Raw genomic sequence first — 23,348 nt, forward strand, 5'->3', positions numbered from 1 at the left:
TAATTTAGATATTATCTGTATTTAAATCTAAATAGAATCTCTATTAACCTATCAAAACTTACAATTTTGATGTTTGCAAATCTTTCAGATTTGCAAGTTTTCAATTTCCGGAACCGCAACATCGTAGATATTAAAAATGCTATACATTTTTAATCTCCCAAAAATCTGTGATTTTTGAGGATTTTGCAGCCCAAACACTTGTGTTTGAGGGTTTTATTACCAATTGATATATAATTTCAAATAGATTTATGATATATTATAACTATTAATAGAGTTCTAGGATAAATAACTCGCTGAAATGTCGTAGTTATATAATGAATAATTAAATTATAATTTCTACTATAGATGTTTTTAGAAATTCTCCAAAATATAGCGCGGTATATCCACAATCCTGTCTACTTTGTCTATTATCACACTGTCACCTGTTGCAACTACTGCGTTTTTAAGCTTTGATAGCCTTATAATTTCAGTATCAACAGTTTTTGATAGACAAATATTTCCTGAAAGGTTATATCCTGCCATAATTTTCTTTGTAAGTCCAGCAAGCTTACCACTGAAACTTACAGGACTATCAAAGAAAAAATATGTGTATGATGGGGCATATAAACTTATTAAATCTAAAATTTTGTTAAGTGCCATCTCTGTAGCATTATTAAATTTATATTTTCCAAAAACAGCGTTTAAATCCCTTATAACCATATCATCACATAGAATAATGGAATCATAATCTTCATTGTACAGGCTTTCAACTGTAATAAGAACATTGTAGCCATCTACTAAAAGAAGCTCGTCCTTTATTTTAGAAATATCAATGATTTTTTCCTGCCGCTTCTTAGATATTAAATCTGAAAAAATAGACCTTGCAAGGTAATTTCTCTCATCTTTGTTTAACACATATTTATTTGCAACAAATTGCAGAGCGCCTTTCTTTCTATAGCCCCTGTTAAGAAGAAATCTCAGATCAAATGCTGCTTCCTTAAGCTTATTTTTTTCAATCTGCATAATCGTTAAAAAAATAGTAATTTGAATATTACTTTATTCAGCCTTTTCTTTTTGCTACTATTATAGGCACCCTGTCAGATGCATCTTCTGCACGGTCTGCTATATTACCTATCTTTTCTGCGATATTTTTAAGTTCCATGAACTTTAAAATGCTAATTTCTTCAGATCTATAGGATTCATAAAGTCTGCTGATTATTCTTCTTTCTACAATATCTCCTTCATCTTCTTTTTTTTCTATGTCATGTGTCTTGGAGAGTGCAGCCCCTAAATCAACATCAAGCATTTTTATACAGTCCCTAAGCAATGCAACTGTATCACAGGATGCTTTAACAAGCTCGGTGAAATCTTCCCTAAATAACTCAGGAAAAGTTATCTTTCCTAAAGATATGGAATATGCAGTAGATTGAACTGCATCAGCAACTGAATCCACCTGTTCTGCAAGGTTTATCCTATCTTCCCTATCAAAAGGCAGGAAAGCGCCTTTGAAAAATTCAATTTCCATTTTTCGCCGGATATCATCCGCCTCTTTCTCGATTCGAGATATTTCCTTAACCTCATCATCCATAGAATTAAAATCATGTTCATAAAAATGTTCCATAACATCTACAAGCTTATAAACACATTGATAAACCAGTTCAACATGTAATTTGGAAAGTTTCTCAACTTCAGTTTCTTTACCGAAAAATTTCTTCATTTTTATCCCTTTATAATTTAATTATGGTTTTAATGGGATAATTATCAGATTATATCATGAAGAAGTCGAATTGCGTCCAGTAATCCATGTGCATATGTTGCGCATCCAAAGGAAGTTATGTAATCCTGTTTTTCTAGATAATATTTTGTATCTTCAAAGTAGCTTCTGGCTCTTTCAATTATCTCATTTTCATTATCATCTATTTTTATTGATTCTATTTCTTTTATATTTTTTGTAAATAATTCAATATCTTTTTCAATACGTTGGATGGTGCTTTTTTCATCGTACATGCTATCTATCCCATATTATCTTATTTATCCTTCTTTAACTGCTTCCATGCATGGTATACTCTTTGTAAAACTGTGAAATATCCAAGTACCATTATTAAAATTACAGCAAGTGCCATGAAATAGTTTGAACCTATTATCACGCTTAAAAATGCACCAGCTACCAGAATAACAAGGCGTTCTGCCCTTTCGGCTATACCAACACTGCCGCTGATTCCTTCTACCTCTATCCTGGCCCTTACATAACTAACACTTAAAGACGCATGCAGCGCTAAAATTCCAATGAGCCAGTTTACAGAACCGCTGTATATTATTCCAATCAAAATAAACGCATCTGCAAACCTATCAACAGTTGAATCAAGGATACCTCCAAAGGGTGTTTCAGCAGCATGGTTCCTCGCAACTGCACCGTCAATTACATCAGCCAGGCCGCTTACAAGTATAAAAATTCCACCCAGCAGTAAATCACCACGTGCAAACATATATGCAGATAAAAGACTTATTAAAAGTCCAATTATAGTGAGGATATTTGGATTTATTTTGATCCGTTTTGCAATGGGGTCTATGAATAATTTAAGCTGTGGTCGTAATCTATTAAGCATACTGGATAATTTATTTAATTCCTAAAGATAAAACTTTGGATAATCAATATAGCTACAAAATACATGAATTCCAAATTATATAAAAGATACAATATATAATGAATAACCAAATATTTTTGACTAATATTTGTAAAAAAGTTGTTTATGTGCTTTAAATTTAATTTCAACTCAAAAATTACATGAATTCCAAATTATATAAATACGATATGAATCAATTACAATTTTTGGGACAAACGGATGATTAAATGAAAATACTCAAAATTAATGCAAATAATCCAGAAAAAGATAAAATTAAGGCCGCTGTCAATGTTTTAAAAAGAGGCGGAACCATAGTCTATCCTACAGACACAGTTTACGGAATTGGTGCAAACATACTTGATGAAGAAGCCATTCAAAAAGTATACAACGCCAAAAAAAGATCTCCTTCAAAACCAATATCTGCCTGTGTTTCTAAAATTCAGGACATACATAAAATAGCACATATGGACAAAAACACAGAAAAACTGGTTGAAAAAATATTTCCAGGCCCATTTACTGTAATTTTGAAGAAAAAAAAAGATATACCTGCAGTACTTACTGCAGGTGGGGACAAAATTGGGGTAAGAATTCCAGACAGTAGAGTTTGTATGGAACTTTCAAGCCAATTTCCAATAACAACTACAAGCGCTAACATTTCAGGTGAAAAGATTCCAGAATCACTAGATGGTATTTTAAAGCAGCTTGATAGCAGCATTGATTTAATTCTTGATGCTGGAACATGCAAACATGGAATTCACTCCACAGTCATCGATATGACTGCTTCACCTAAAATCGTGAGAAAAGGTGCAGTTGTACCTGATTTAAAGTATTAATGGATTAAACCTAAAAATTGCGCACCTATAATTAAATATTCCTTTAAATCTTCATAAGCGTTCAAACTAGCCATTGTCCATAAAAATAAACCCAAAAAAATGCATGCTGTTAGTTTAGTTTTTGAACTTGAACTTAGCATACCCCTGTTTATGATCTTTAAAATATTTATTATTACTGGATTAAGAGTTCAGCATAAAAATAGGGACACAAATGTTATGAATACTCCTTTTGAAGAGAATTATACCAGCCTTCAGGTGTCCCCCCATTCAGTTTGGGCATTATATAACTTTTGAATAAAGTTCCAATTAAAACTTTGAACATGCCCCTGTGTTTAAACAGGTATTTTGGCCGAGTATAAAATTTGAGATATGCTTTGTTTAGTTTTCTTTCAACCAATTTCTTAGTCAAGCCCAATTTTTCATAGTTTACAACAGAATCAAGAACCGTATACTTGCTCCAATCTTCAGTGCCCAATAAACCTTTCTGTTTCAGTTCATAATATATGGGAGTTCCTGGAAATGGGGTGAGTATTGAAAATTGACTGTAATCCGGGTCAAGCTTTATTGAAAAATCAATAGTCTGGTCCATCTCCTGAGGTGTTTCACCAGGGTAACCCAGCATAAATGACCCCAAAACATCAATATCAACATTTTTAGCTGCTTTAATAGCATCTTCAGATTGTTTTAATGTAATACCCTTTCCCATAAGGTCTAAAACACGCTGTGAACCTGATTCAATTCCACAGTACAGAGTACTCATACCTGCATTTTTCAGACACTCCAAAATATCCTGATTCACAGTATCTACCCTTGAAGAAGTTACAAAACTTATATCAAGGCATCTATTTTTAATTTCATCGGCTACTGCCCTAGCCCTTCGTTTATTTAACATAAATATATCATCTAAAAACGCTATGTCCCTGACACCGTATTTATAAACCAGTTCTTCCAGTTCATCAACAACATTTTCAGCGCTGCGGCTCCTGAATTTTTTACCCATAATAAGCGATGAAGAACAATAATTACAATTGAAAACACAGCCTCTACTTGTTATCATCCCTCCTGCCTGGCTTTGGGAAGTTTTATACTCATTAAACGGTATAAGATGCCTTGCTGGGAACGGTAAATCATCAAGATTTTCTATTAAGGGCCGTGGTGGTGTTGCATTAATTCTACCATTATCCCTGTAAACTATTCCTTTAACATTTTCAAAATTCCTAAACTCGTTCTTTATGTACTCTTCAGCGATTTCAGTTAGTGTTTCTTCACCTTCACCTACAACAACAACATCCAAACTATCTTCAGCTTTTAAAGTTCCTTCAGGTGTAAAAGTAGGATGAGGGCCACCTATTACAGTTAAAGTGTTTGGGAGAAGTTCTTTAATGGCTTTAATGTACTTTAAAGCATTTTTTATTGTAGCTGTGGTGGCGGTAACCCCCACAACCACAGGATCAATTTTCAATGCCAAACTGGCTATTTTTTCAAATCCTACCTGGTAAAGGTCATCATCAAGTATCTTAACAGATAATGAAGCTTTTTCAAGTGCTGCCGCCAGGTACATGAGATTCAAAGGGGGAACTCTAAGACCCAATCCATTGGTTACGTGGCCTTTATCAAGGGGATTTATAAGTAAAACTTCTGCGCTATTCATGTTTTTTGGTCTCCATTTTTAATATCAAATTTTCATGGTGACTTTCATAAGCTCCTTCCATTGAAATTCTGTCTTTAAGGGCATTCCACTCTTTTTCATTGTTTACACAGCCAGGATCAGGGGCTAAAATGTCATCAAAATAATTATACGCTCTTGCCCTGCAGCCTCCACAGATATGGCGGGAATCACATCCCCCACACTGCCCTTCAAGTATTTCCTTATCTCTGAGCTGATGCAGAACGCTATTATTCATCCATATATCTTCAAAATTGTCATCCATTAAATTGCCGAGTTTAACTTCTTCTTTATGAGGGAAAAACACACAGGGATAAATATCACCGTTTGGTTCTACGCTCATATAAAATCTTCCAGCCCCACAGCCACCTATAAATTCTGCAAGCTGCATAATCGCAGGATTGGTATATTCTGGATTATAAAAATGAGTTGGTATCATAGCTGAATCTTTTGAAACCATTGATTCAGCTACAGAAGCATATTGGGGTGCTGTTGATAAAATTTGCATTTTACCGTTTTTATTTTCAGCATAAGCTGTCTTAAGGAGTTCAGATCTATCCTTTGGGGAGAGGTCCATGTCCACAATTTCAGTTCCATTTCCAGTGGGTATAAAGTTGTACAGCATAAACCAGTTTACACCTAAATCCCTTACAAAATCAATCATTTCAGGAATTTCATCAATATTGTATTCAGTTACAGTTGTCGCTACCTCAACAAAGATACCTGCATCCACAAAATTCTCTACAGCCGAAACTGCCCGTTTCCATGCACCATCTACTCCCCTAAATGAATCATGGGTCTTTGAATTTGTCCCATCCAGGCTTATCTGGATAAATTCCAGTCCAGCATCAATAAATTTCTGTGATTTACCTTTATCGGCTAAAGTATAACCATTGGTAGCCATAGCTGCACACATTCCCTTATTTTCAGTGTACTTTATAAAATCAAGAATATGAGGATGAATTGTTGGCTCACCGCCAGAAAAAGCAATAGAAGTCACTCCAGATTTTGCCATTTGGTCTAAACCATTAATAATATCTTTAGATGGAAGCTCATTTTTACCTCGCTTACCCGCACTTTCATAACAATGAACACACCGCATATTACACGCTTTTGTAATATTCCAAACTATTTGAAATGGTGCTCCTGGAACAAAAGGTCTTTTAACGCCGAATAGAGCAATTCCTTTAAGTACACTGGTAAGTCCCCTTATCCAGTATTCATTTTCCATAGCTTCTTTAAGCTCCTTTTCAGAAGTACCAAAACCAGTAGCACCCTTTTTAACGATATAACCTATAAGTTTAGACATCAACTTACATTTATAGCAAGCATCATCTTCTTTTTCTAAATAAAGCTTTAAAGCACTTTCCAATCTTATGGCTTCATCTTTTTCACAGTAAGTTAAAGTTCTCTGAAGTAAATATTTGGCTAGTGGATTATCGGTGATCCTTTTAAAGGTCCCAATCATATCTCCGACATTTAATTCATTTTCTTCAGATGGGTTCCTAATAATACCCCCTTCACATTATTCAAAATTAAAAATTAATCACTAACTAAATGCCTTAAATAACTCAAACTCAAAGTTTAATATAGTAATACATTTGGTTAAGATTGTTTATATAATTTTTTATAAGTTACCAAATACTCACCATGGAAATCACTCCATTGTACCTTATAAGCACATAATTAACCAAATTCAAAAAAATATGACATATAAACTAATTTTAAATGGTTTCAATCCATTAAAACATGTATCAAATTTAAAATATCCTCCACCAAAATTATTTTTATTATGATATGCAAACAATTTAATGATGAAAATCAATTTATTTACAAAGTGAAGATCTCTTAAACTACATTATTTGAACTTAATCTTGACTACCAAACCATTATGAGGTATTAACAGTGAATACATTATCTGATATACAAAAAAACGGTAAAATAGCATTAGCATGCCCAATAGACTCCATAATTGGGGGCGGTATTGAAAAAGGAATCATTACTCAATTTTATGGCCCTCCAGGGTCTGGGAAAACCAATATAGCGTTGAAGATGCTTGTTCAATGCGCGAAAAATGGAAAAAAAGCAGTATTTATTGATACAGAGGGCGGACTTTCCATTGAAAGGATGAAACAGATTACTGGAGATCAATTTGATGATATAGCTGGAAACATAATAGTTCTTGAACCTACAACTTTTGAGGAACAGGATGAAGCAATAAAAAAGATAGAATACAGCCTAAAATCTGGAGAAGAAAACATAGATCTAATAATTCTAGATTCTGCAGTTGCACTATACAGGTTAAAAGATGGAGGCCAAACTGAGATCAATAGAGATCTTAGTAAACAAATGGGGCTTCTTTCAATGATTGCAAGGAAATATAATATTGCAGTAGTTGTAACAAACCATATATATTCCATTTTCGATGAAGAAGGAGTAATAGAGCCGGTAGGTGGAACTATTTTAAAATACTGGAGTAAAATTATAATTGAACTTGTAAAGGATGAAAATGGAGAAAGGTTTGCCATACTGAAAAGACATAGAAGCAAACCAGACGGACTTAAGGTTAAATTTGAAATTGTTAATAGTGGATTAAGATAAGGATGATACCATGGTAAAAGTTAAAACTGGAATCTTGCCTTTTCCAGTACCTATTTGTATTGCAGGCACAATGATAAATGGTAAGGCCAATTACGCGACTTATGGATCATTTGGACTTCTATCACCCAGACCTGAAATGTATATCTATATTGGCTCTCAGGAATCACGCCATACAAATACCGGCATAAAAGAAAATGGATATTTCAGCGTGAACATACCCTCAGAAGAGCAAATGCAAAAAACTGATTATGTAGGACTTGTTTCAGGACATAATACAGATAAATCCGCCGTATTTAATTCATTTTTTGGCTCTGTAGATAAGGCACCTATGATAGAAGAATGTCCTGTAAACCTGCTCTGTAAACTCGTTAAAACAGCAGATCTCCCAAATCGAGAGATATTTTTTGGGGAAGTGCTTGAATCTTACGTAAATAAAGAATGTATAAACAATGGAATACTTAACTTTGAGAAGATTAACCCCCTACTATTTACAATGAACGGGCCAGGAAACGCATCATACTGGAAACTAGGAAATATTGTCGGCGATGCATATAAAGAAGGGAAAAACATCCTAAAATCATGATAAACAGTGCATTGAACGTGCCAAATAACATTTTACAAATTTAATCAGACAGTTAATTGTACAGATATGTTCCTTATTCCAAATTAAGTCAATATTTATGAATATAGAAAACCTATAATTTTAAATAGGAGTTTTTAAAAACGATAATGTATAATTTAAGAGTTCTTTTGAATTTATAAGTTTACATTTTATCATTTTAAATGTGTTGTGAGAATTTATGATTTCACCGAAAAAATATGCAAGAGCTGCAAAAAGACTGCCGAGAGGCTTTAAAACGGTTAATGAGTTCTTTAACTACGTCTATCATGATGAAGAAATGATATGGATGGGTCAAAATACGAACCATCTCCATGAAGAAAATGATATCATGTATTCAATGCTTGATAGCGTTAAGAATAAAGATTACTGCAAATATCCCCCACCAGAAGGGTTCCCTGAGCTTAAAGATTTAATTCTTAAGGATTTAGATCTAACCAAGGGTCACGATATTTTTGTGTCTGCGGGAGGTACAGAATCACTTTACCTCTGTATGAACGATATACTGGAATCTACTGATAACGTTATAACCTGCGATCCAGGGTATCTTATCATAGATAACTTTGCAAGTAGATTTGCCGATCATGTGACTTCAATTCCAATATACAACGAGGAATGCGGTTACAAAATGACTCCAGAACTCGTAAAGGAAAATATGGATGAGAATACAAAACTTGTATCTCTTATAGATCCTCTTAACCCGCTTGGAACCTGTTACACCAAAGAAGAGATCAAAGAATTTGCAGATATGGCCATTGATAACGACCTGTATTTGCTCCATGATATAACATACAGAGATTTTGCAAGGGAACATCATCTGGCGGCAAAATATGCTCCAGAGCATACTATAACCACTTACAGTTTCTCTAAAATATATGGAATGGCAGGGTTACGTATAGGGGCTTTCATAAGCACCCCCGAAATCGTAACTTCCGCTAAAAGTATAGTTATAAACGACCTTGGAACAAATGTGGTTGCCCAAATGGGTGCTCTTGCGGCACTTAAATCCAAGTCCACATGGCTTGACCGTATTAGAGACACCACAAGAGGTAACCAGAAAATTATCAAAAAAGCTGTTGACAATGTTGAAGGTGCATTTTTACCAGTGTACCCTTCAGATGGAAACATGTTTGTAATTGACCTGTATGAAACAGGTGTTGAACCAATTGATGTCGCAGAATTCCTGCTTGAGAGAAAAATCTTTGCAAGGGAAGGTAATTACACAAGTAAATTATTTGGTCACAGGTATCTGAGAGTAAGCTTTTCAATACCTAGAGCTGGCGTTGAAAAATTTGCAGTCGATTTCCAGGACGCAATAGAAGCTTTAAGACCTAAATAATCTATTTTTTAATTAATTTTTTATTTTACTACGTGCTGACTAATCCTACTTTTAATTAAAAATAAGTTTTTAGTCATTACTTACTGAAAACTCCATCAAGCCACATCATAACCGCAGCATTCATCAAACTTAAATTTGTAATCTGGCAGTGGGACTCTGCTCCTTCTTTTTCTGTAAACATGCGAAGTGCTTTAGAACCTGAGACGCCTTCATAAAATCGTTGAGCCTGAAAAATTGCTTCATCTCCTTCACCCACAAGAGCAAGAGTAGGACATGTGATTTTATCTAAATCACCAGATATATTAAATTCTTTAACTTTCTCTAGAGCTTCCGCAACGGTTTTTGCTCCATAACGTTTTGTAAAAGTTTCCACAGCCCAGCATGCAAGTGGGCTCTCTGAGAATAATTTTTCATAATCTTCTACTTTTATCTTAGCTAGTTCTTCAATTTGTTCAAAACCTCCATAATAACGGCTGATGTCAATAATAGGCGAATCAACAACACAAGCTTTAATACGTTTCTCATATATTACTGCTCTTGATGCAAAATAACCTCCGAGACTAAAACCTACCAATGCAAGGCTTTCTTCGTCAACATCATCACGCAGAAGCACATAATCAACAACAGATTTTACGGGCGCTTCATAATCTGGTCGAAATGGTTTTTCTGGGTACATATGGATAGGTCCAACTTGTCCCGGCCCTTCAAAAAGCAGTACATTGTAACCTCTGTCAACAGCTCAGCACCCATATAAAAATAGAGTTCTTCTGCGGTACCATCAAAACCGCTCATAATAAGAAGTGTGGGCCTTTTTTTGAGATCATCTTCTGGCTTAATGAAATAATCCGGCAGTTTCATATCTTCAAATTGTACTTCAATTACTTCACACAGTGCCTCAAAAAATTTTGCAGCATTCTGGAAGCATTCTCTACTTTTTTCCCAGTTTTTACGGCGGGAAGATTCGCTGAAGAATCCAAAATATTCTGCTGCACGATAGTACATAGATGCCATTAAATAGGAATCACGAGCACTTATTACCTCATCCCTTTCCATGAATATATCTGCTTCTTCCTCAATCATTTGCAGTTGCATTCCATTCATCAACCCAGATTATCACATCCCCGTCTCTTATTCTTTTTGCAGTTGAAAGGCATTTCCCAATGGAAGCGCCGCAGTAATAATGTAAGCCCATGGATCTCATTAACTGGAAGTCAAATCCTTCATTTTCAAAAAAATTTAGCCTCACACTCATTTTTTTAACTTCTGCCATTATTTTACTCCCATTTTATTCATAACAATTAAATTATTAATATTATTATTTATTTTGGATTTAATGAATTTAAGTCCTATTTTCAATCACAAAGTTAATGAGCACTTATGATCTTAAATGACCAAAAATATAAAATAATGTAAAAAGGAATTATTTAAGCTCTTTTAAGATTCAATACTTCTTTTATAGTTAATATAAAGACAACTGCAAAAAGGATTACACTCAAATAGTTTGTCCATGTATATTCGCCTAAACCAAAAATTTCATACAGCCCTATTATTACGACCAGTACAGATAAAATCGCTGCTATCAAGTTCGAATTCATAATATCACCACACATAATCTTATAGCCACATATAAAGTGGGTTGATTTTATATATGGATTTAGAAGCATAAATCTAAAATCATTATAGTAAATGACCAAATGCTGTAGATTAATTATTTGTAAAAAATCTATTTATTATGATTCAATTCAAGGTGTAAATTTGATTAAGTCATCCAAACTTATAAGTTCAAAAAAAGTATGTCACTGTAAAAATAGTTAATTTAAATAAAAAAATAAAATCCAATCTGGAAATTAGCTTTCCAGATAGTAATATTCCCCTTTTTCCTTCTGTTCACGGTCAAGATAACTTCCAAATTTATTTACACGTGGACGTTTGGTTTCTTTATCCCTTCTGAAGGTTATTCCAACATCAGATAAGAATTTATTCATTGCGGAACGGAGGTCCATTGGTGATGTGGCGTGGCCTTCAATTCCAGGCTCTCCGTAAAAGACCATTGCCCTATCAGATATGTAATCTATAAAGACTATATCGTGATCTACAATGATTGATGCTGCATGACGGCTTTCAATTATTTTCTGTATGGCCCTTGCAGCCCTTAACCTCTGTTCAACATCTAAAAATGCTGTTGGTTCGTCAAAAAGATAAATATCAGCATCTTTTGCAAGTGTGGCTGCAACAGCAAGGCGCTGGAGTTCCCCTCCACTTAAATCCTTAACTGTTTTATCCATAATCTCATCAAGCATAAATGGATTTATGATTTCAGTTTTAAACAGGTTTGTTCCATAAGTAGGGGCTGTTGTCATTAAAAATTCCTGAACAGTTCCATCGAAGTCAGATACTAAATATTGAGGTTTATACGCTATTGAAACCTTTTTCTTTATCTTTCCTTCATCAGGCTTGGTCACTGCCGCAAGTATTTTTGCAAAGGTTGTCTTACCAATACCGTTTGGACCAAATGCGGTGATAATTTCGTTATGTTGAATTTCCCCTTCTTCAGTTTCAATTGAAAATCCATCATAAGATTTTTTAAGTGCAGTATATTCTGCAAGTGTCTCACCTTCAATTATTTCAGCTGGGGGCCTTACTTCAAAGATTATTGGCTGTCTTCTGATTCTCACATTTTCCTCTTTTAAAAATCCGCCAATGTAAGCATTTATTCCAACTCTAACTCCCCTCATCTGTGCCACCACACCATATGCTCCAGGATGGCCGTATAATATGTGTACATAATCAGACATTGCATCAAGTGCAGCTAAATCGTGTTCTATGACCATTACAGATTTTCCTTCTTCTGCAAGATCTCTTATAACTTTTACTGCGTTTAATCTCTGCCTAACATCTAGCCATGATGTTGGTTCATCAAAATAATAGAAATCAGCGTCTTTTAAGGCTGCTGCCGCTATTGCTATTCTTTGAAGTTCCCCACCACTGAGTTTGGAAATATCTCGGTCTAATATCTGATCTATTTCAAGGGTTTTAGATACTTCATCCAGCTTGTTTCTTTCATCAACATGATTAAGGAGATTTCCAACTTTTCCTTTTACTACTTTCGGCAGCATGTCCACCATTTGAGGTTTATGAGAGGTTTTTACCTTTCCTTCAGACAATTTCTTAAAATAAGATTGGAGCTGTGAACCTTTGAAGTAATTTATTATTTCTTCCCATTCAGGTTCTGATTCATAATCACCTAAATTCGGTTTTAATTCTCCAGAAAGTATTTTTATAATTGTTGATTTCCCTATACCGTTTGGACCTAAAATCCCTACTACAGACCCTTCTTTTATATTGGGAAGTCCAAATAATTCAAACTGGTTCTGACCGTATCTGTGTATCGGTTCTTCCAAAGCTTCAGGAAGATTTATAATATTTACTGCACCTAAATAGCACCTTTTTGTACATATTCCGCATCCCTGGCATAATTCCTCTGAAAATACCGCTTTTTTAGTTTTAGGATCAATAGTTATGGTGTCTTCTTCCATTCTGACCCCTGGACAGTACTCAATACATACATAGTTGCATTTTTTAGGCTGACATCGATCATGATCTAATATTGCAATTCTTGTCAATCTATCACCAAAATTAGTTTATATTAATAATCAGATTTTACCTTAAACAAAGATATCATCCCTAATTTTCAACTGAAACAATAAATTTTCGAATCAACCCGGCGAATCTTAGATTCGCGGTCCGAAAAATCTCAGATTTTTCGACGGCGCTCAAAAATCCGAGATTTTCGAGGGCTTTTAAAAAAAGGATTGATCAAAAACATCTCAATTAACCAAGTTTAACCTTAAATCAAACTATCATCTCTACTTTCAACTGAAACAATAAATTTTCAAATCAAACTTTTTTCTAAAAAGTTTGATCAAAAACTATCAACTGAAACAATAAATTTTCTAATTACTACTTTTATAAAGATAATATATAAAAATTTGCCGTGTTGATTAAAGATCAAAATTTAAATGTAAAGCCACACTTATTCATAATTTAGGATCAAACTATAATAAAAAACACCTAAAAAGTATGCAATCCTAAAAATAAAAAAAATTTAAAGTAAAAAAAGAAAATTACATTTTTACTCTTGTTCTGACAGCTAATTCAATGTCTGATGCTTTAACTGTTTTTCTTCCAGCGTGTTTTGCAAGTTTAACAGCTTCTGTAGCTATTTCTTCACCCATTTCTTCCAATACTTTTGTTAACTCGTCCCTTGCATCATCACTTATTCTTTGAGCACCAGCATTTTTTATGATTCTTCCAACTGGAGCAATTGGTAATTCAGTCATACATATCACCTCATTCTTTTATTAGTACTCCATAGTATTTAAATTTGTCGATTTTATTGAGTTTACATAATTCTTATTTGAATTGTGACTTGAATTAAATCCATAATCAAAGACGTGCGATAGCTCACTTTCAGTTTTTGATGAGGATTGTAAAAAAAATCTAATATCATATTTGAAAATCATGGCTAATTTCAAGGTCAAAATGAACTTCAAAGCAAAGGTTTCATGTTGAAAAAAAAGTGTAAATAAGGTTTTTTAAGTAATAATTTCTAAAAAATACATGTTATTATGAATTTAGAGAGTAGAACTTAATCATTTTAAAAATAGGAATGATAATACCAAATTTAGTACACATTTAGTGTATATGCAGGATGTATTTAATACCAATTATTTACAAAATAATATTAGATACCAATTCAATAACTATGATACAAATAGGATCATGAGATATTATCCATGAGACTTTTACTTCAAATTATTAGTTTTGGAGAAGTAGATCAAATAAAAAAAACATTACACATGTGAGAATATTTCTCCCCCATTCTCATGGAATTACGAATCAGATGACTTAAAAAGTTTTGCAATTGTATGCGAAGATATCGATAAACAGGATGAATTTATCCACGGGATTATATTTAACATACCTGGAGATACTAGAGAGTTATTATGGATTTGCAGACTTAAGATGATTACCAAAAGGAACAAATGAAGCAGAAAATAGTTTTGGTAAACTAGATTATAATGGCCCATGTCCACCTGATGATGAAGAACACATATATGTTTTTTAGAGATTATGCACTGGATTCAATATTAGATCTAAAAAATTGAGCAAATAACTATCAATTTTTAGATACTATTAAGGTTATATACCAAATAAAGGAGAATTAAGGGGAATTTACAAACGATAAATTAAATTAGGAGGAAATAATATGGGAATCAATCTTATGAGTGATATTTTTGAGGAAGGAGATATAATACCAATCATGCACACATGCGACGATAAAAATATCTCACCCCCGCTTAGATGGGATTCGCTGCCTGAACGCACCATAAGTTTCGCTATTTTATGTGAAGACCCAGATGCACCAATGGGAACATGGACTCACTGGATCATTTATAATATACCTCCCAATGTGATGGAACTTTCGGCAGAAATAAAAAATGAAGAAAAACTTTCAAACGGTATGATGCAGGGAATAAATGACTTTGGATACGCAGGTTATGGAGGCCCGTGTCCTCCCGAAGGGGAAGAACATAGATATTTTTTCAGAATTTATGCACTGGATACCACTTTAAATTTAAGCCAGGGAGCTAATAGAGAAGAATTTTTAAGAGCTTTAAACGAAAATGTTCTGGATGAAGGGCAATTGATGGGGATTTATGGAAGATAATTATTTAATTAAAAAGTAAATTTTTTTTTATTTATTTTGAGCATATACTATACCTATGGATAATCCTAAAAATTTATTATATCCTAAAAAATAGCTATTTTTATATTGTTTGAGATTAAATTCCATATAATAATCATTTAAAAGAGGCATTCCTATGATGAGCTTACAAATATGGATTTTAATAGCAGCTATATGTTTTATTGGAGAATTGATAACCGCGGGATTTTTCATTTTATGGTTTGGAGTTGGAGCATCAGTGGCTGCAGTTCTCAGTTACCTCGGATTTTCTGAAACTACCCAATTTATTGCATTTATTTTAGTGTCCATAATTCTTCTTGCCTTATCAAGACCTTTTGCTAAAAAAATTACACAATGCATGCCCACTAAAAAAGCAGCTTCAGACAGGTTAATAGGTGAAAAAGGAATAGTAATTGAAAATATATCTTTAAAAAATGGAGGAGTTGTAAGAATTAGTGGAGATACATGGAGAGCAATATCTGATCAGGAAATAAAAGAAGGAACTTCTGTTTTAGTTGAAAAAATAGAAGGTGTGAAACTCATTGTAAAACCTGCGGCATAACCTGTAACTAATTTAATTTTTTTACAAAAATTGTTGTCAAAATTGTTAGAATTCACCATATTATAAAATCAATACACTGATCAAAAGATTAATAAGTAACAATCCAGTATTCTAACATGATAGCAATATACACTTAAAAAAAATAGAAAGGAGAGTTAAAATGGATTTATTTTTGGCAATTTTAATTATTCTGGTCTTACTGGTTGTGGCATTTAAAGGTGTCAAAATTTTAAGACCTTATGAGAAAGGAGTGGTTGAAAGACTCGGTAAATACAGTCGGACTGTTGAAAGCGGGCTTGTAATAATTATTCCCTTCGTAGAAACTATTAGAAAAGTAGATATGAGAGAACAGGTTGTGGATGTTCCTCCACAGGAAGTTATAACCAAAGATAACACTGTTGTTGTGGTGGACTGTGTTATATTTTATGAAGTTGTGGACCCATTTAACGCTGTTTACAACGTCGTTAATTTTTATCAGGCCATCACTAAACTTGCACAAACAAATTTAAGGAATATAATCGGTGATTTAGAGCTTGACCAAACATTAACTTCCCGTGAGCAGATAAATTCCCAGTTAAGAGAAGTTTTAGATCTCGCAACTGATAAATGGGGTACAAGGGTTGTCCGTGTTGAAATTCAAAAAATTGAACCCCCCACAGATATTGTAGAAGCCATGTCCAAACAGATGAAGGCTGAAAGGATGAAAAGAGCCGCAATTCTAGAAGCTGAAGGGTATAAACAATCTGAAATTAAAAAAGCAGAAGGGGACAAACAGGCAGCTATTCTTGAAGCTCAAGGTAAAGCTGAAGCTATTAAAGCAGTTGCAGATGCTGATAAATATCAGGAAATTGCAATTGCAGAAGGTGAAGCAAAGGCAATACTTACAGTATACGGAGCAATACATGAAGGAAACCCTACAAACGACCTTTTAGCTATTAAATACATGGAAGCGCTTCAAAAGGTTGCAGATGGAAAAGCAACAAAAATATTCCTGCCTCTTGAAACTTCAGGAGTTTTAGGATCAATAGCAGGTATTTCCGAACTCTTCAAAGAAAAAGATAAAGAAGATAAAGAAATACAGCCTATGAAAGTAAAAGTAAAAACAGATATTTAAACAGAGTTAGGATAATCTATTATCCTGATTGTTTATTTTATTTTATTTAAAACATTAAACTGCGGCGGAAGAGGTCTTAATCTCGCTGGAGCACCTATTGCAAGATAAAATGGAGGAACATCACGGGTTACAATTGCACCTGCTGCAACCATAGCTCCTTCTCCAACTTCAACACCGGATAAAAATGTTGAATTTGCCCCAATTGAAGCTCCATGTCTTATAACTGGACCCTCAAGATCATAATCAACCCGTATAGGGTACCTATCATTAGTAAAACAGGCACATGGCCCTATAAATACATAATCTTCTATTAAAGAATCTGTGGGGACATAAACATTTGATTGTATACTTACATTGCTCCCTATCTTACAGTTTCCTTCCACAACCGTATTGGTTCCCACAAGAACATCATTACCTATAGTGGTTTTTTCTCGAATTAAAACATTATGTCCTGTTTTAAAATTATTGCCAATCTTAACATCGTCATATATAACTGTATTTGAACGGATGACAGAATTTTTGCCAATTACTGGAGATTTACTTCCTCGCCTATAGCTTAACCCAATTGTTGCACTATTTTGAATTCCAAAATTTTCATTTGGAGACCCTAAAAAGATACTTTTTAAGCCCTTTCCACGTAAATCTTTAAATATTGGCATAATTGTTCCTCCTTACTACTAAGATAGCGAACTCTCAGTCTGTAAATTTACACCCGTAATCCAGTTTTATTCAATTTAATATTGTTTGCAGGCTCTTAGCTCAATGTTATACAAAAAATACATGATTTAAACATAAAGACTTAAAAACGTTTTATGCTTTAAAAAGATAGCTGCATTCCATATTTTGTATAAATAAGACCAGTAAACTAGGATAAAATTATTGAAATGTCAAAATAAATGATATACTGAAAATTTTTGGTTCGAGGACCTGCAATTTCTAGGGAATTAAATATTTATCATAACTATTATATAAATATATAATAAATGATTTTTATTATGCTGCCAACTATCTAATAGTATTATAATTATATAAAAAAGCATCTAAATAAATGTATAATTTATTAAAACACGTCTTTTAATTTTATTTTAGTAAAAAATATGTGATCCAATTTTTCATATTAATCAAGGTTAGTTAAGCTGGATATTTTTTCATTTATAGATTTATACCCATCTTTGCTAGATTCATTTTACACATTTATAAAGTATCAGTGTATTAAATAAGTTAAACATAAATTATCGGGACATATTTAACTCAATCTGATACATACATTACAGGAGGGCAAGCTTGAGATTTAAAAAAGAAGACATAATAAGCAGCATATGCCGGATAAGAGAAGAAATAGGTCATGAAAATGTGAAACCTGCCATTAAAGATATAATATTTAATGAAAATACAGGTGTTATGCTAATTATAACTGCAGATAGGCCTGAAAAATCTGTAGTAATAGGAAAAGGAGGATGGGTTGTTGGGAAACTTAAAGAAGAACTGAATATTAACTCCATTCACGTAGAAGCTTATCCAGATATATTACTTAAAGAATATAAAATGAAATTAACACTTGAAAAGTTAGATGAAATATTAAAAACAGTAAAATTAGCGGATCCTAATCCACTTGAAAATTTGTATCATCTTTTAAACCAGAGAATTGGAAATATAGCTGATTTTGATACTGTTTTAAAGGATTGGAATGTTGAGGAATCTAAAAATAACAGAGCAGTAGTAGCACTGTCTGGGGGAGTAGACAGCAGTTTTTCCCTTATTATAGCTAAACTTATGGGATTTAACCCAATTGCAGTTACTGTTAACCCTGGAAATATAATTCTCCCACGATACTTTCAAAAAAATGTGGAAGCTTTAAGTGCTAAACTTAATGTAAAACATGTATATATCAACGTCGAAATGGATGACATAATTAATGATTCCCTTGAAGGTAGATTTCATCCCTGCGGAAGATGTTCCAAAGTTATCGAAGGGGCTGTTTTAGATTATGCAAAAGAAAATAAAATGGAATTTTTAATTTATGGGGATCTTTTATCTACCGGAAACCAGTCCATTGTTCTAGGTGAAGATCTTATAAAAATAAATTTACCTGCAATGCTTTCTGTTACAAAGGGTGAAATAAAAAAATTAGCTTCCAAATATGAGGTTTATAGAAAAGGAGGTTACGGCTGCCCACTTATAAATGAAGTACATAAAAAATACCCCCACATGAGAAAATTTTCTATACAAAGAGTGTTAAGGGAAACACGTGCTGGGATATTAGAACCAGGTGAAGCCCTTGAGATGATAATGAAGATCAAATAATGTTAAAAATAAAAAAATAGAATAGATACCGTGTCTAAAGTTTCCAAGTTATTTAATGACTTCTAGTATTCCGTAAGCTATAAGGAAAATCCCAACTAAATAACTGAGAAGCGGCGGGAATATCAGTATAAGTATACCAAAGATTATCGCTATTATTCCCAGTATCTGAGGTTTTGCATCGGATTTCATGACTATTATATTTGTTATTAGATCATATATAACTTTTATTAATAAATAGTCAGAACTTTAACCCAAAGAATTTTTACAATAAATGGTTTTTCAATCATAAACTCAAAAATGAAAAATTAAAACGTTAAGATATACTTAGAGCTTAATGCAAATTCAAATATTAAAAGAAGGAGTTATATCCAGATAATATTTTTAAGATTTATTCTTGATAGTAAAATAAAACGTCGCCCCATTACCATATTCTGATTCAACCCACATTTTACCGCCGTGATTTTCAATGATTCTTTTAGAGATTGATAATCCAATTCCAGTTCCTTCATATTCTTCCCGAGTATGTAACCTCTGAAATAGAGTAAAAATACGATTAAAATACTGCTCTTCAATTCCAATGCCGTTATCAGACACGCTGAAAACATGTTCTTTATTTTTTTCATCAAAATATGTTGAAATATGTATCTGAGGGTCTTCATTTTCTTTTTTAAATTTTATAGCATTTTCAATTAGATTTTGGAATACTCTAAAGAGCTGACTTTCATCTGCAAACACGGTAGGAAGGTTTTCATAGGTAATCTGAGCTTTATTCTCCATAATTAGGAGATTTAGATTATCAAAGATATTAAGAAGCATATCTTCAATTTTTAATGGTTCACATTTTTTTTCTACCCTTGTCAACCTTGAATATTCAAGTAAATCAAGAATCATCTGTTTCATTCGTATTGATGCTTCAACTATATAATCAATGAACTCATCAGCATCACTGTCAAGTTTATTTTTATAACGCCGCTCTAAAAGTTGCGTGAAGCTTGCAATGGTTCTAAGGGGCTCTTGAAGATCATGAGAAGTAATGTAGGCAAACTGGCGAAGTTCATCATTGGAACGCTTTAATTCTGTTATTAATTTCTTCATTTTTTCTTCAGTGACCAACTTAGAAATTGTACTTCCTATTTCCCCCCCTATAGAATTAATGATATCTTTCTCTTTTTGCGTGAAATAATGTTTATTTCTGCTTAAAATATTAAAAGATCCTATAATTTTTTCTTTTGAATATATTGGAACTACTGCAAGTGACTCAAAATTTGAGGGTTTTAAGTTTTCAGGAGGGATTTCATCAAAATCGTCTACAAAAAGGGACAATCCCTCGATATATACCTTACTGAATGGATAATCATCAATTTTAATGTTATCAATACTAAAACTATTTACATCTTCTGTAAAATGTTCTAGTTTGGCCATTCCTTCCTTTTCATCAATTAAATAAATTGCACCTACTTCAAAATTCATAAATTCCAAAACAAGGTTCAAAATATCTTTCAAAAGCGATTGAAGATTATCTGAACTATTTGCAGTTACAATCACCCTATTGAGCACGTCTAATTTTTTAAGATTCTCTTCTATTTCTTTTTCAGCCATTTTAAGTTCTGTAATATCCTGATTCACGCCGTAAGTTTTAATGGTTCGACCTTCTGCGTCTTTTACAATCTCACAACGGACCAATATAAAACGTTTTTCACCATCAGCCCTTATGATTGAGTGTTCAGATTTTTTAGAAAAATTAGGATCGTCCGTTTCTAAAGTTTCAGCTATGCCTTCCATTACCATATGGGATTCTTCAGGAGGCAAGAACCTTTTGGCATATTCCTTAGAAGACATCTGTGATCCGCCCTCACGGTCCACAGTAGTACCATACAACCTATAAAATTGATTATCAAAAGTATATAAATCCAAATCAACATCATATTCCCAATGTACTAACTTAGCCATATCCATAGCAATTTTAAGTCGAGCTTCACTTTCACGCAGAGCATCTATAGCTGTTTTTTTATCAGTTATGTCCAGAAGAGATGCTAAACTTTTTTTAGTCCCAGATATTATATCCATAGTTGTTAAAACATTTTTAATGTTACCATACCTGTCAACAAATTTGAATTCATATTTTTTTGGAGCCCTGTCCAGATTAATTCGTCTGAAATTATGGTATTCTTCCATTTTTTTTAGATACTCAGGAGCTACAAATTCTTTCCAGCTTTTTATACCTTCTATTTCCTCTTTTGAATATCCACAAATCTTTTCAAACTCTGCATTCACAAGAGATATGGTGGTATCTTCTTCAACAATAAATGTCGCTGCTCCAGTATTCTCAAATATGGTTTTATAATAAGATTCTGACTTTTTAATTGTATTTTCAGCATCTTTAAGTTCAGTAATATCCCGAATAACAGCTACAAGATATTTTTCTCCAGAATTATCAGAGTACAAAGTCTTTTTAGTGACTAAAGTGTGCACGTTACCTTCAGAATCTGTAACTTCTTCCTCATTTACATTTTCAATACCTGTTTTAAACACTTCTTCGTCTTTATCCCAGAAAATACTAGCTTCATGCGCAGATAAAAAGTTATAATCTGATTTTCCTAAAAGTTCTTCCCGGGGGTATCCCATTAATTTACAGAAAGCATCATTTAAAAGTATCCACCGATGCCTTTTATCCTTAACAAAAACAGGATCAGCAATTGAGTTTATAATTTTATCCAGAAAGTTTCTTGATTTTGTAAGGGCCTTTTCAGCATTTTTACGCTCGATAATTTCTTTTTTTAATTCTTCATTAGATTTTATAAGTTCTCGAGTCCGTTCCTTAATTTTTAACTCCAAGTTAGTCTTTGCTGTTTTAAGTTCATCTTCCATCTTTTTTTGTTCTGTAATATCATGTGCTATACCTGCAACTATTCGTTTATTATTTGTTTTGATAGGAAAATGTCTTATCTGTACAGCTTTTATTGAGCCATCTACATTTGTAACTGTCCCTTCAAATAATTTACCAGATAAACTACTGTTTTTACTCCCAACAAATCCCATTACATCTTTTTCAAAATGATTATATAACTCATGGGATTTTTCTTTAAGGTATAACTCATCAGGCATATCCCATATTGTTTTTCCCAGAATATGCTCTTCTTTAACCCCCGTAATTTTTTCCATTCCATGGTTCCATTCAATTATTGATCCATTTTCGCCAATAAGAGCTATACCGTCATAGGACTGCTCTACAATACCCCTAAATTTCTCTTCACTATTTTTAAGCTCTTTTTCAATACTTTCTTTCTTTTCCAGTTCAATTTGCAGATGTTTATTGGCTTTCTTCAATTCCATTTCCATCTTATGCTTGTAAAGAGCATGATCTATAGTTATTCTCAATTCTTCATCGTTGAACGGTTTGATAATATATCCATAATGTTCTGTTAATTTAGCCCTTTCAACCAGCACTTCATCGCTGTGGGCTGTTAAGTATATAACTGGAATATCAAAATCAGTTTGTAATTGCTTTGCAATTTCAATCCCATCTATATCTTCATTGAGGTTGATATCCATTAAAATTAAATCAGGCTTATATTCTGCTACCTCTTGAAAGATATTTTTAATAGACAACACAATTAAAGGGTTTTCATACCCCCAATTTTCTAACAGGTTCTTAATATTTAAAGCTGTAATTCCTTCATCTTCCACAATCAATATTGACATGGAATTCCCCTTTCATTTAATTTCCATTAAATTAAAGTTCATATGGTATATCTCTACTAAATCATTATAGTTATGTTTTTTTATTTAACCAAATTAGAAATATTTATAATACTATTTAACATATCCCTAAGATTAATTTAAGTTATTATATAAAAATTACATTTAAATTTTTTATATATTTCCTAAAAGAACAGATTGCTTTTAAATTTAAATTGAACTCCATTGATTTACAAAAATTACAAATTAAAATGCATAT

23 protein-coding genes and 2 pseudogenes are annotated in these 23,348 nt (G+C 32.9%); 10 read left to right on the forward strand and 15 right to left on the reverse strand.

Annotation, left to right across the window (positions count from 1 at the left end; genetic code table 11):
• Window positions 1-351: 351 nt before the first annotated feature.
• The 4 genes from EJ01_RS00750 to pgsA are packed head-to-tail and all read right to left on the reverse strand — an operon-like array spanning window position 352 to window position 2,585.
• The gene (locus EJ01_RS00750; protein WP_048080026.1) at window positions 352-1,002 is read right to left on the reverse strand and encodes a DUF434 domain-containing protein; all 651 of its coding nucleotides are present in this window, start codon (window positions 1,000-1,002) and stop codon (window positions 352-354) included.
• Window positions 1,003-1,039: 37 nt separating this feature from the next.
• The gene (locus EJ01_RS00755) at window positions 1,040-1,696 is read right to left on the reverse strand and encodes a TIGR00153 family protein (protein WP_048080027.1); all 657 of its coding nucleotides are present in this window, start codon (window positions 1,694-1,696) and stop codon (window positions 1,040-1,042) included.
• Between the two features lie 44 nt (window positions 1,697-1,740).
• The gene (locus tag EJ01_RS00760) at window positions 1,741-1,986 is read right to left on the reverse strand and encodes a DUF357 domain-containing protein (RefSeq protein ID WP_048080028.1); all 246 of its coding nucleotides are present in this window, start codon (window positions 1,984-1,986) and stop codon (window positions 1,741-1,743) included.
• A 20-nt stretch (window positions 1,987-2,006) separates the two neighbouring features.
• Entirely contained in the window at window positions 2,007-2,585 is a 579-nt protein-coding gene (gene pgsA, locus EJ01_RS00765) for an archaetidylinositol phosphate synthase (RefSeq protein WP_048080029.1), read from the reverse strand.
• 245 nt (window positions 2,586-2,830) lie between these two features.
• On the opposite strand from pgsA, the gene EJ01_RS00770 reads away from it, so the two are divergent.
• Window positions 2,831-3,436 (forward strand): L-threonylcarbamoyladenylate synthase, encoded by a 606-nt coding sequence (locus EJ01_RS00770; RefSeq protein WP_048080030.1) that lies wholly within the window; start codon window positions 2,831-2,833, stop codon window positions 3,434-3,436.
• 214 nt (window positions 3,437-3,650) lie between these two features.
• Here the strand turns inward: EJ01_RS00770 and EJ01_RS00775 are convergent, their stop codons facing one another.
• Both EJ01_RS00775 and EJ01_RS00780 read right to left on the reverse strand, forming a co-directional pair.
• Entirely contained in the window at window positions 3,651-5,087 is a 1,437-nt protein-coding gene (locus tag EJ01_RS00775) for a B12-binding domain-containing radical SAM protein (protein ID WP_048080031.1), read from the reverse strand.
• Entirely contained in the window at window positions 5,080-6,570 is a 1,491-nt protein-coding gene (locus EJ01_RS00780; protein ID WP_084689092.1) for a radical SAM/SPASM domain-containing protein, read from the reverse strand. The genes EJ01_RS00775 and EJ01_RS00780 overlap by 8 nt, the downstream gene beginning before the upstream one ends.
• Window positions 6,571-7,007: 437 nt before the next feature.
• On the opposite strand from EJ01_RS00780, the gene radB reads away from it, so the two are divergent.
• The 3 genes from radB (at window position 7,008) to EJ01_RS00795 (ending at window position 9,661) form a co-directional block, all read left to right on the forward strand.
• Window positions 7,008-7,703 carry a DNA repair and recombination protein RadB gene (gene radB / locus EJ01_RS00785; RefSeq protein WP_048080033.1) on the forward strand — a complete coding sequence of 232 codons (696 nt, stop codon included), beginning with the start codon at window positions 7,008-7,010 and terminating at the stop codon, window positions 7,701-7,703.
• 10 nt (window positions 7,704-7,713) lie between these two features.
• A complete protein-coding gene (locus tag EJ01_RS00790; RefSeq protein WP_048080034.1) occupies window positions 7,714-8,286 on the forward strand; it encodes a flavin reductase family protein in 573 nt (190 codons plus the stop codon).
• Window positions 8,287-8,503: 217 nt separating this feature from the next.
• A complete protein-coding gene (locus tag EJ01_RS00795; protein WP_048080035.1) occupies window positions 8,504-9,661 on the forward strand; it encodes a pyridoxal phosphate-dependent aminotransferase in 1,158 nt (385 codons plus the stop codon).
• A 76-nt stretch (window positions 9,662-9,737) separates the two neighbouring features.
• On the opposite strand, the gene EJ01_RS16220 is transcribed toward EJ01_RS00795, so the two are convergent.
• From EJ01_RS16220 to EJ01_RS00810, 6 genes are all read right to left on the reverse strand, one after another.
• Entirely contained in the window at window positions 9,738-10,337 is a 600-nt protein-coding gene (locus EJ01_RS16220) for an alpha/beta hydrolase family protein (RefSeq protein ID WP_052375720.1), read from the reverse strand.
• A complete protein-coding gene (locus EJ01_RS16225) occupies window positions 10,292-10,753 on the reverse strand; it encodes a hypothetical protein (protein ID WP_157203578.1) in 462 nt (153 codons plus the stop codon). The genes EJ01_RS16220 and EJ01_RS16225 overlap by 46 nt, the downstream gene beginning before the upstream one ends.
• Window positions 10,734-10,931, reverse strand: coding sequence for a hypothetical protein (locus EJ01_RS16230; RefSeq protein WP_052375723.1), 198 nt, complete (start codon window positions 10,929-10,931; stop codon window positions 10,734-10,736). The genes EJ01_RS16225 and EJ01_RS16230 overlap by 20 nt, the downstream gene beginning before the upstream one ends.
• A gap of 154 nt (window positions 10,932-11,085) precedes the next feature.
• Window positions 11,086-11,256, reverse strand: coding sequence for a hypothetical protein (locus EJ01_RS17055; protein ID WP_157197515.1), 171 nt, complete (start codon window positions 11,254-11,256; stop codon window positions 11,086-11,088).
• 252 nt (window positions 11,257-11,508) lie between these two features.
• Complete coding sequence (locus tag EJ01_RS00805; protein WP_048080036.1) at window positions 11,509-13,284, reverse strand: ribosome biogenesis/translation initiation ATPase RLI; 1,776 nt, start codon at window positions 13,282-13,284, stop codon at window positions 11,509-11,511.
• A gap of 501 nt (window positions 13,285-13,785) precedes the next feature.
• A complete protein-coding gene (locus EJ01_RS00810; protein ID WP_048080037.1) occupies window positions 13,786-14,001 on the reverse strand; it encodes a histone family protein in 216 nt (71 codons plus the stop codon).
• Window positions 14,002-14,527: 526 nt separating this feature from the next.
• Here EJ01_RS00810 and EJ01_RS18045 point away from each other — a divergent pair.
• From EJ01_RS18045 to EJ01_RS00825, 5 genes and pseudogenes are all read left to right on the forward strand, one after another.
• A pseudogene (locus tag EJ01_RS18045) lies at window positions 14,528-14,710 on the forward strand (hypothetical protein); the annotation flags it as partial.
• A 7-nt stretch (window positions 14,711-14,717) separates the two neighbouring features.
• Window positions 14,718-14,789 (forward strand): annotated as a pseudogene (locus EJ01_RS18050) (hypothetical protein); the annotation flags it as partial.
• Window positions 14,790-14,930: 141 nt separating this feature from the next.
• Complete coding sequence (locus EJ01_RS00815; RefSeq protein ID WP_048080038.1) at window positions 14,931-15,392, forward strand: YbhB/YbcL family Raf kinase inhibitor-like protein; 462 nt, start codon at window positions 14,931-14,933, stop codon at window positions 15,390-15,392.
• 154 nt (window positions 15,393-15,546) lie between these two features.
• Entirely contained in the window at window positions 15,547-15,972 is a 426-nt protein-coding gene (locus tag EJ01_RS00820; protein WP_245611113.1) for an NfeD family protein, read from the forward strand.
• Between the two features lie 160 nt (window positions 15,973-16,132).
• The gene (locus EJ01_RS00825; protein ID WP_048080039.1) at window positions 16,133-17,086 is read left to right on the forward strand and encodes an SPFH domain-containing protein; all 954 of its coding nucleotides are present in this window, start codon (window positions 16,133-16,135) and stop codon (window positions 17,084-17,086) included.
• Between the two features lie 32 nt (window positions 17,087-17,118).
• Here the strand turns inward: EJ01_RS00825 and EJ01_RS00830 are convergent, their stop codons facing one another.
• Entirely contained in the window at window positions 17,119-17,745 is a 627-nt protein-coding gene (locus EJ01_RS00830; RefSeq protein WP_048080040.1) for an acyltransferase, read from the reverse strand.
• 625 nt (window positions 17,746-18,370) lie between these two features.
• On the opposite strand from EJ01_RS00830, the gene EJ01_RS00835 reads away from it, so the two are divergent.
• Window positions 18,371-19,390, forward strand: a complete 1,020-nt coding sequence (locus tag EJ01_RS00835) for an ATPase (protein ID WP_048080041.1) — start codon at window positions 18,371-18,373, stop codon at window positions 19,388-19,390.
• Between the two features lie 48 nt (window positions 19,391-19,438).
• Here EJ01_RS00835 and EJ01_RS16860 read toward each other — a convergent pair whose 3' ends face one another.
• Together EJ01_RS16860 and EJ01_RS00840 are read right to left on the reverse strand one after the other, a co-directional pair.
• Window positions 19,439-19,579 carry a DUF3096 domain-containing protein gene (locus tag EJ01_RS16860; RefSeq protein ID WP_157197516.1) on the reverse strand — a complete coding sequence of 47 codons (141 nt, stop codon included), beginning with the start codon at window positions 19,577-19,579 and terminating at the stop codon, window positions 19,439-19,441.
• A 192-nt stretch (window positions 19,580-19,771) separates the two neighbouring features.
• Window positions 19,772-23,092 carry a PAS domain S-box protein gene (locus EJ01_RS00840; RefSeq protein WP_048080042.1) on the reverse strand — a complete coding sequence of 1,107 codons (3,321 nt, stop codon included), beginning with the start codon at window positions 23,090-23,092 and terminating at the stop codon, window positions 19,772-19,774.
• Window positions 23,093-23,348 lie beyond the last annotated feature (256 nt).

The sequence above is a fragment of the Methanobacterium veterum genome (genome assembly GCF_000745485.1).
GTDB classification, from domain to species: domain Archaea; phylum Methanobacteriota; class Methanobacteria; order Methanobacteriales; family Methanobacteriaceae; genus Methanobacterium_D; species Methanobacterium_D veterum.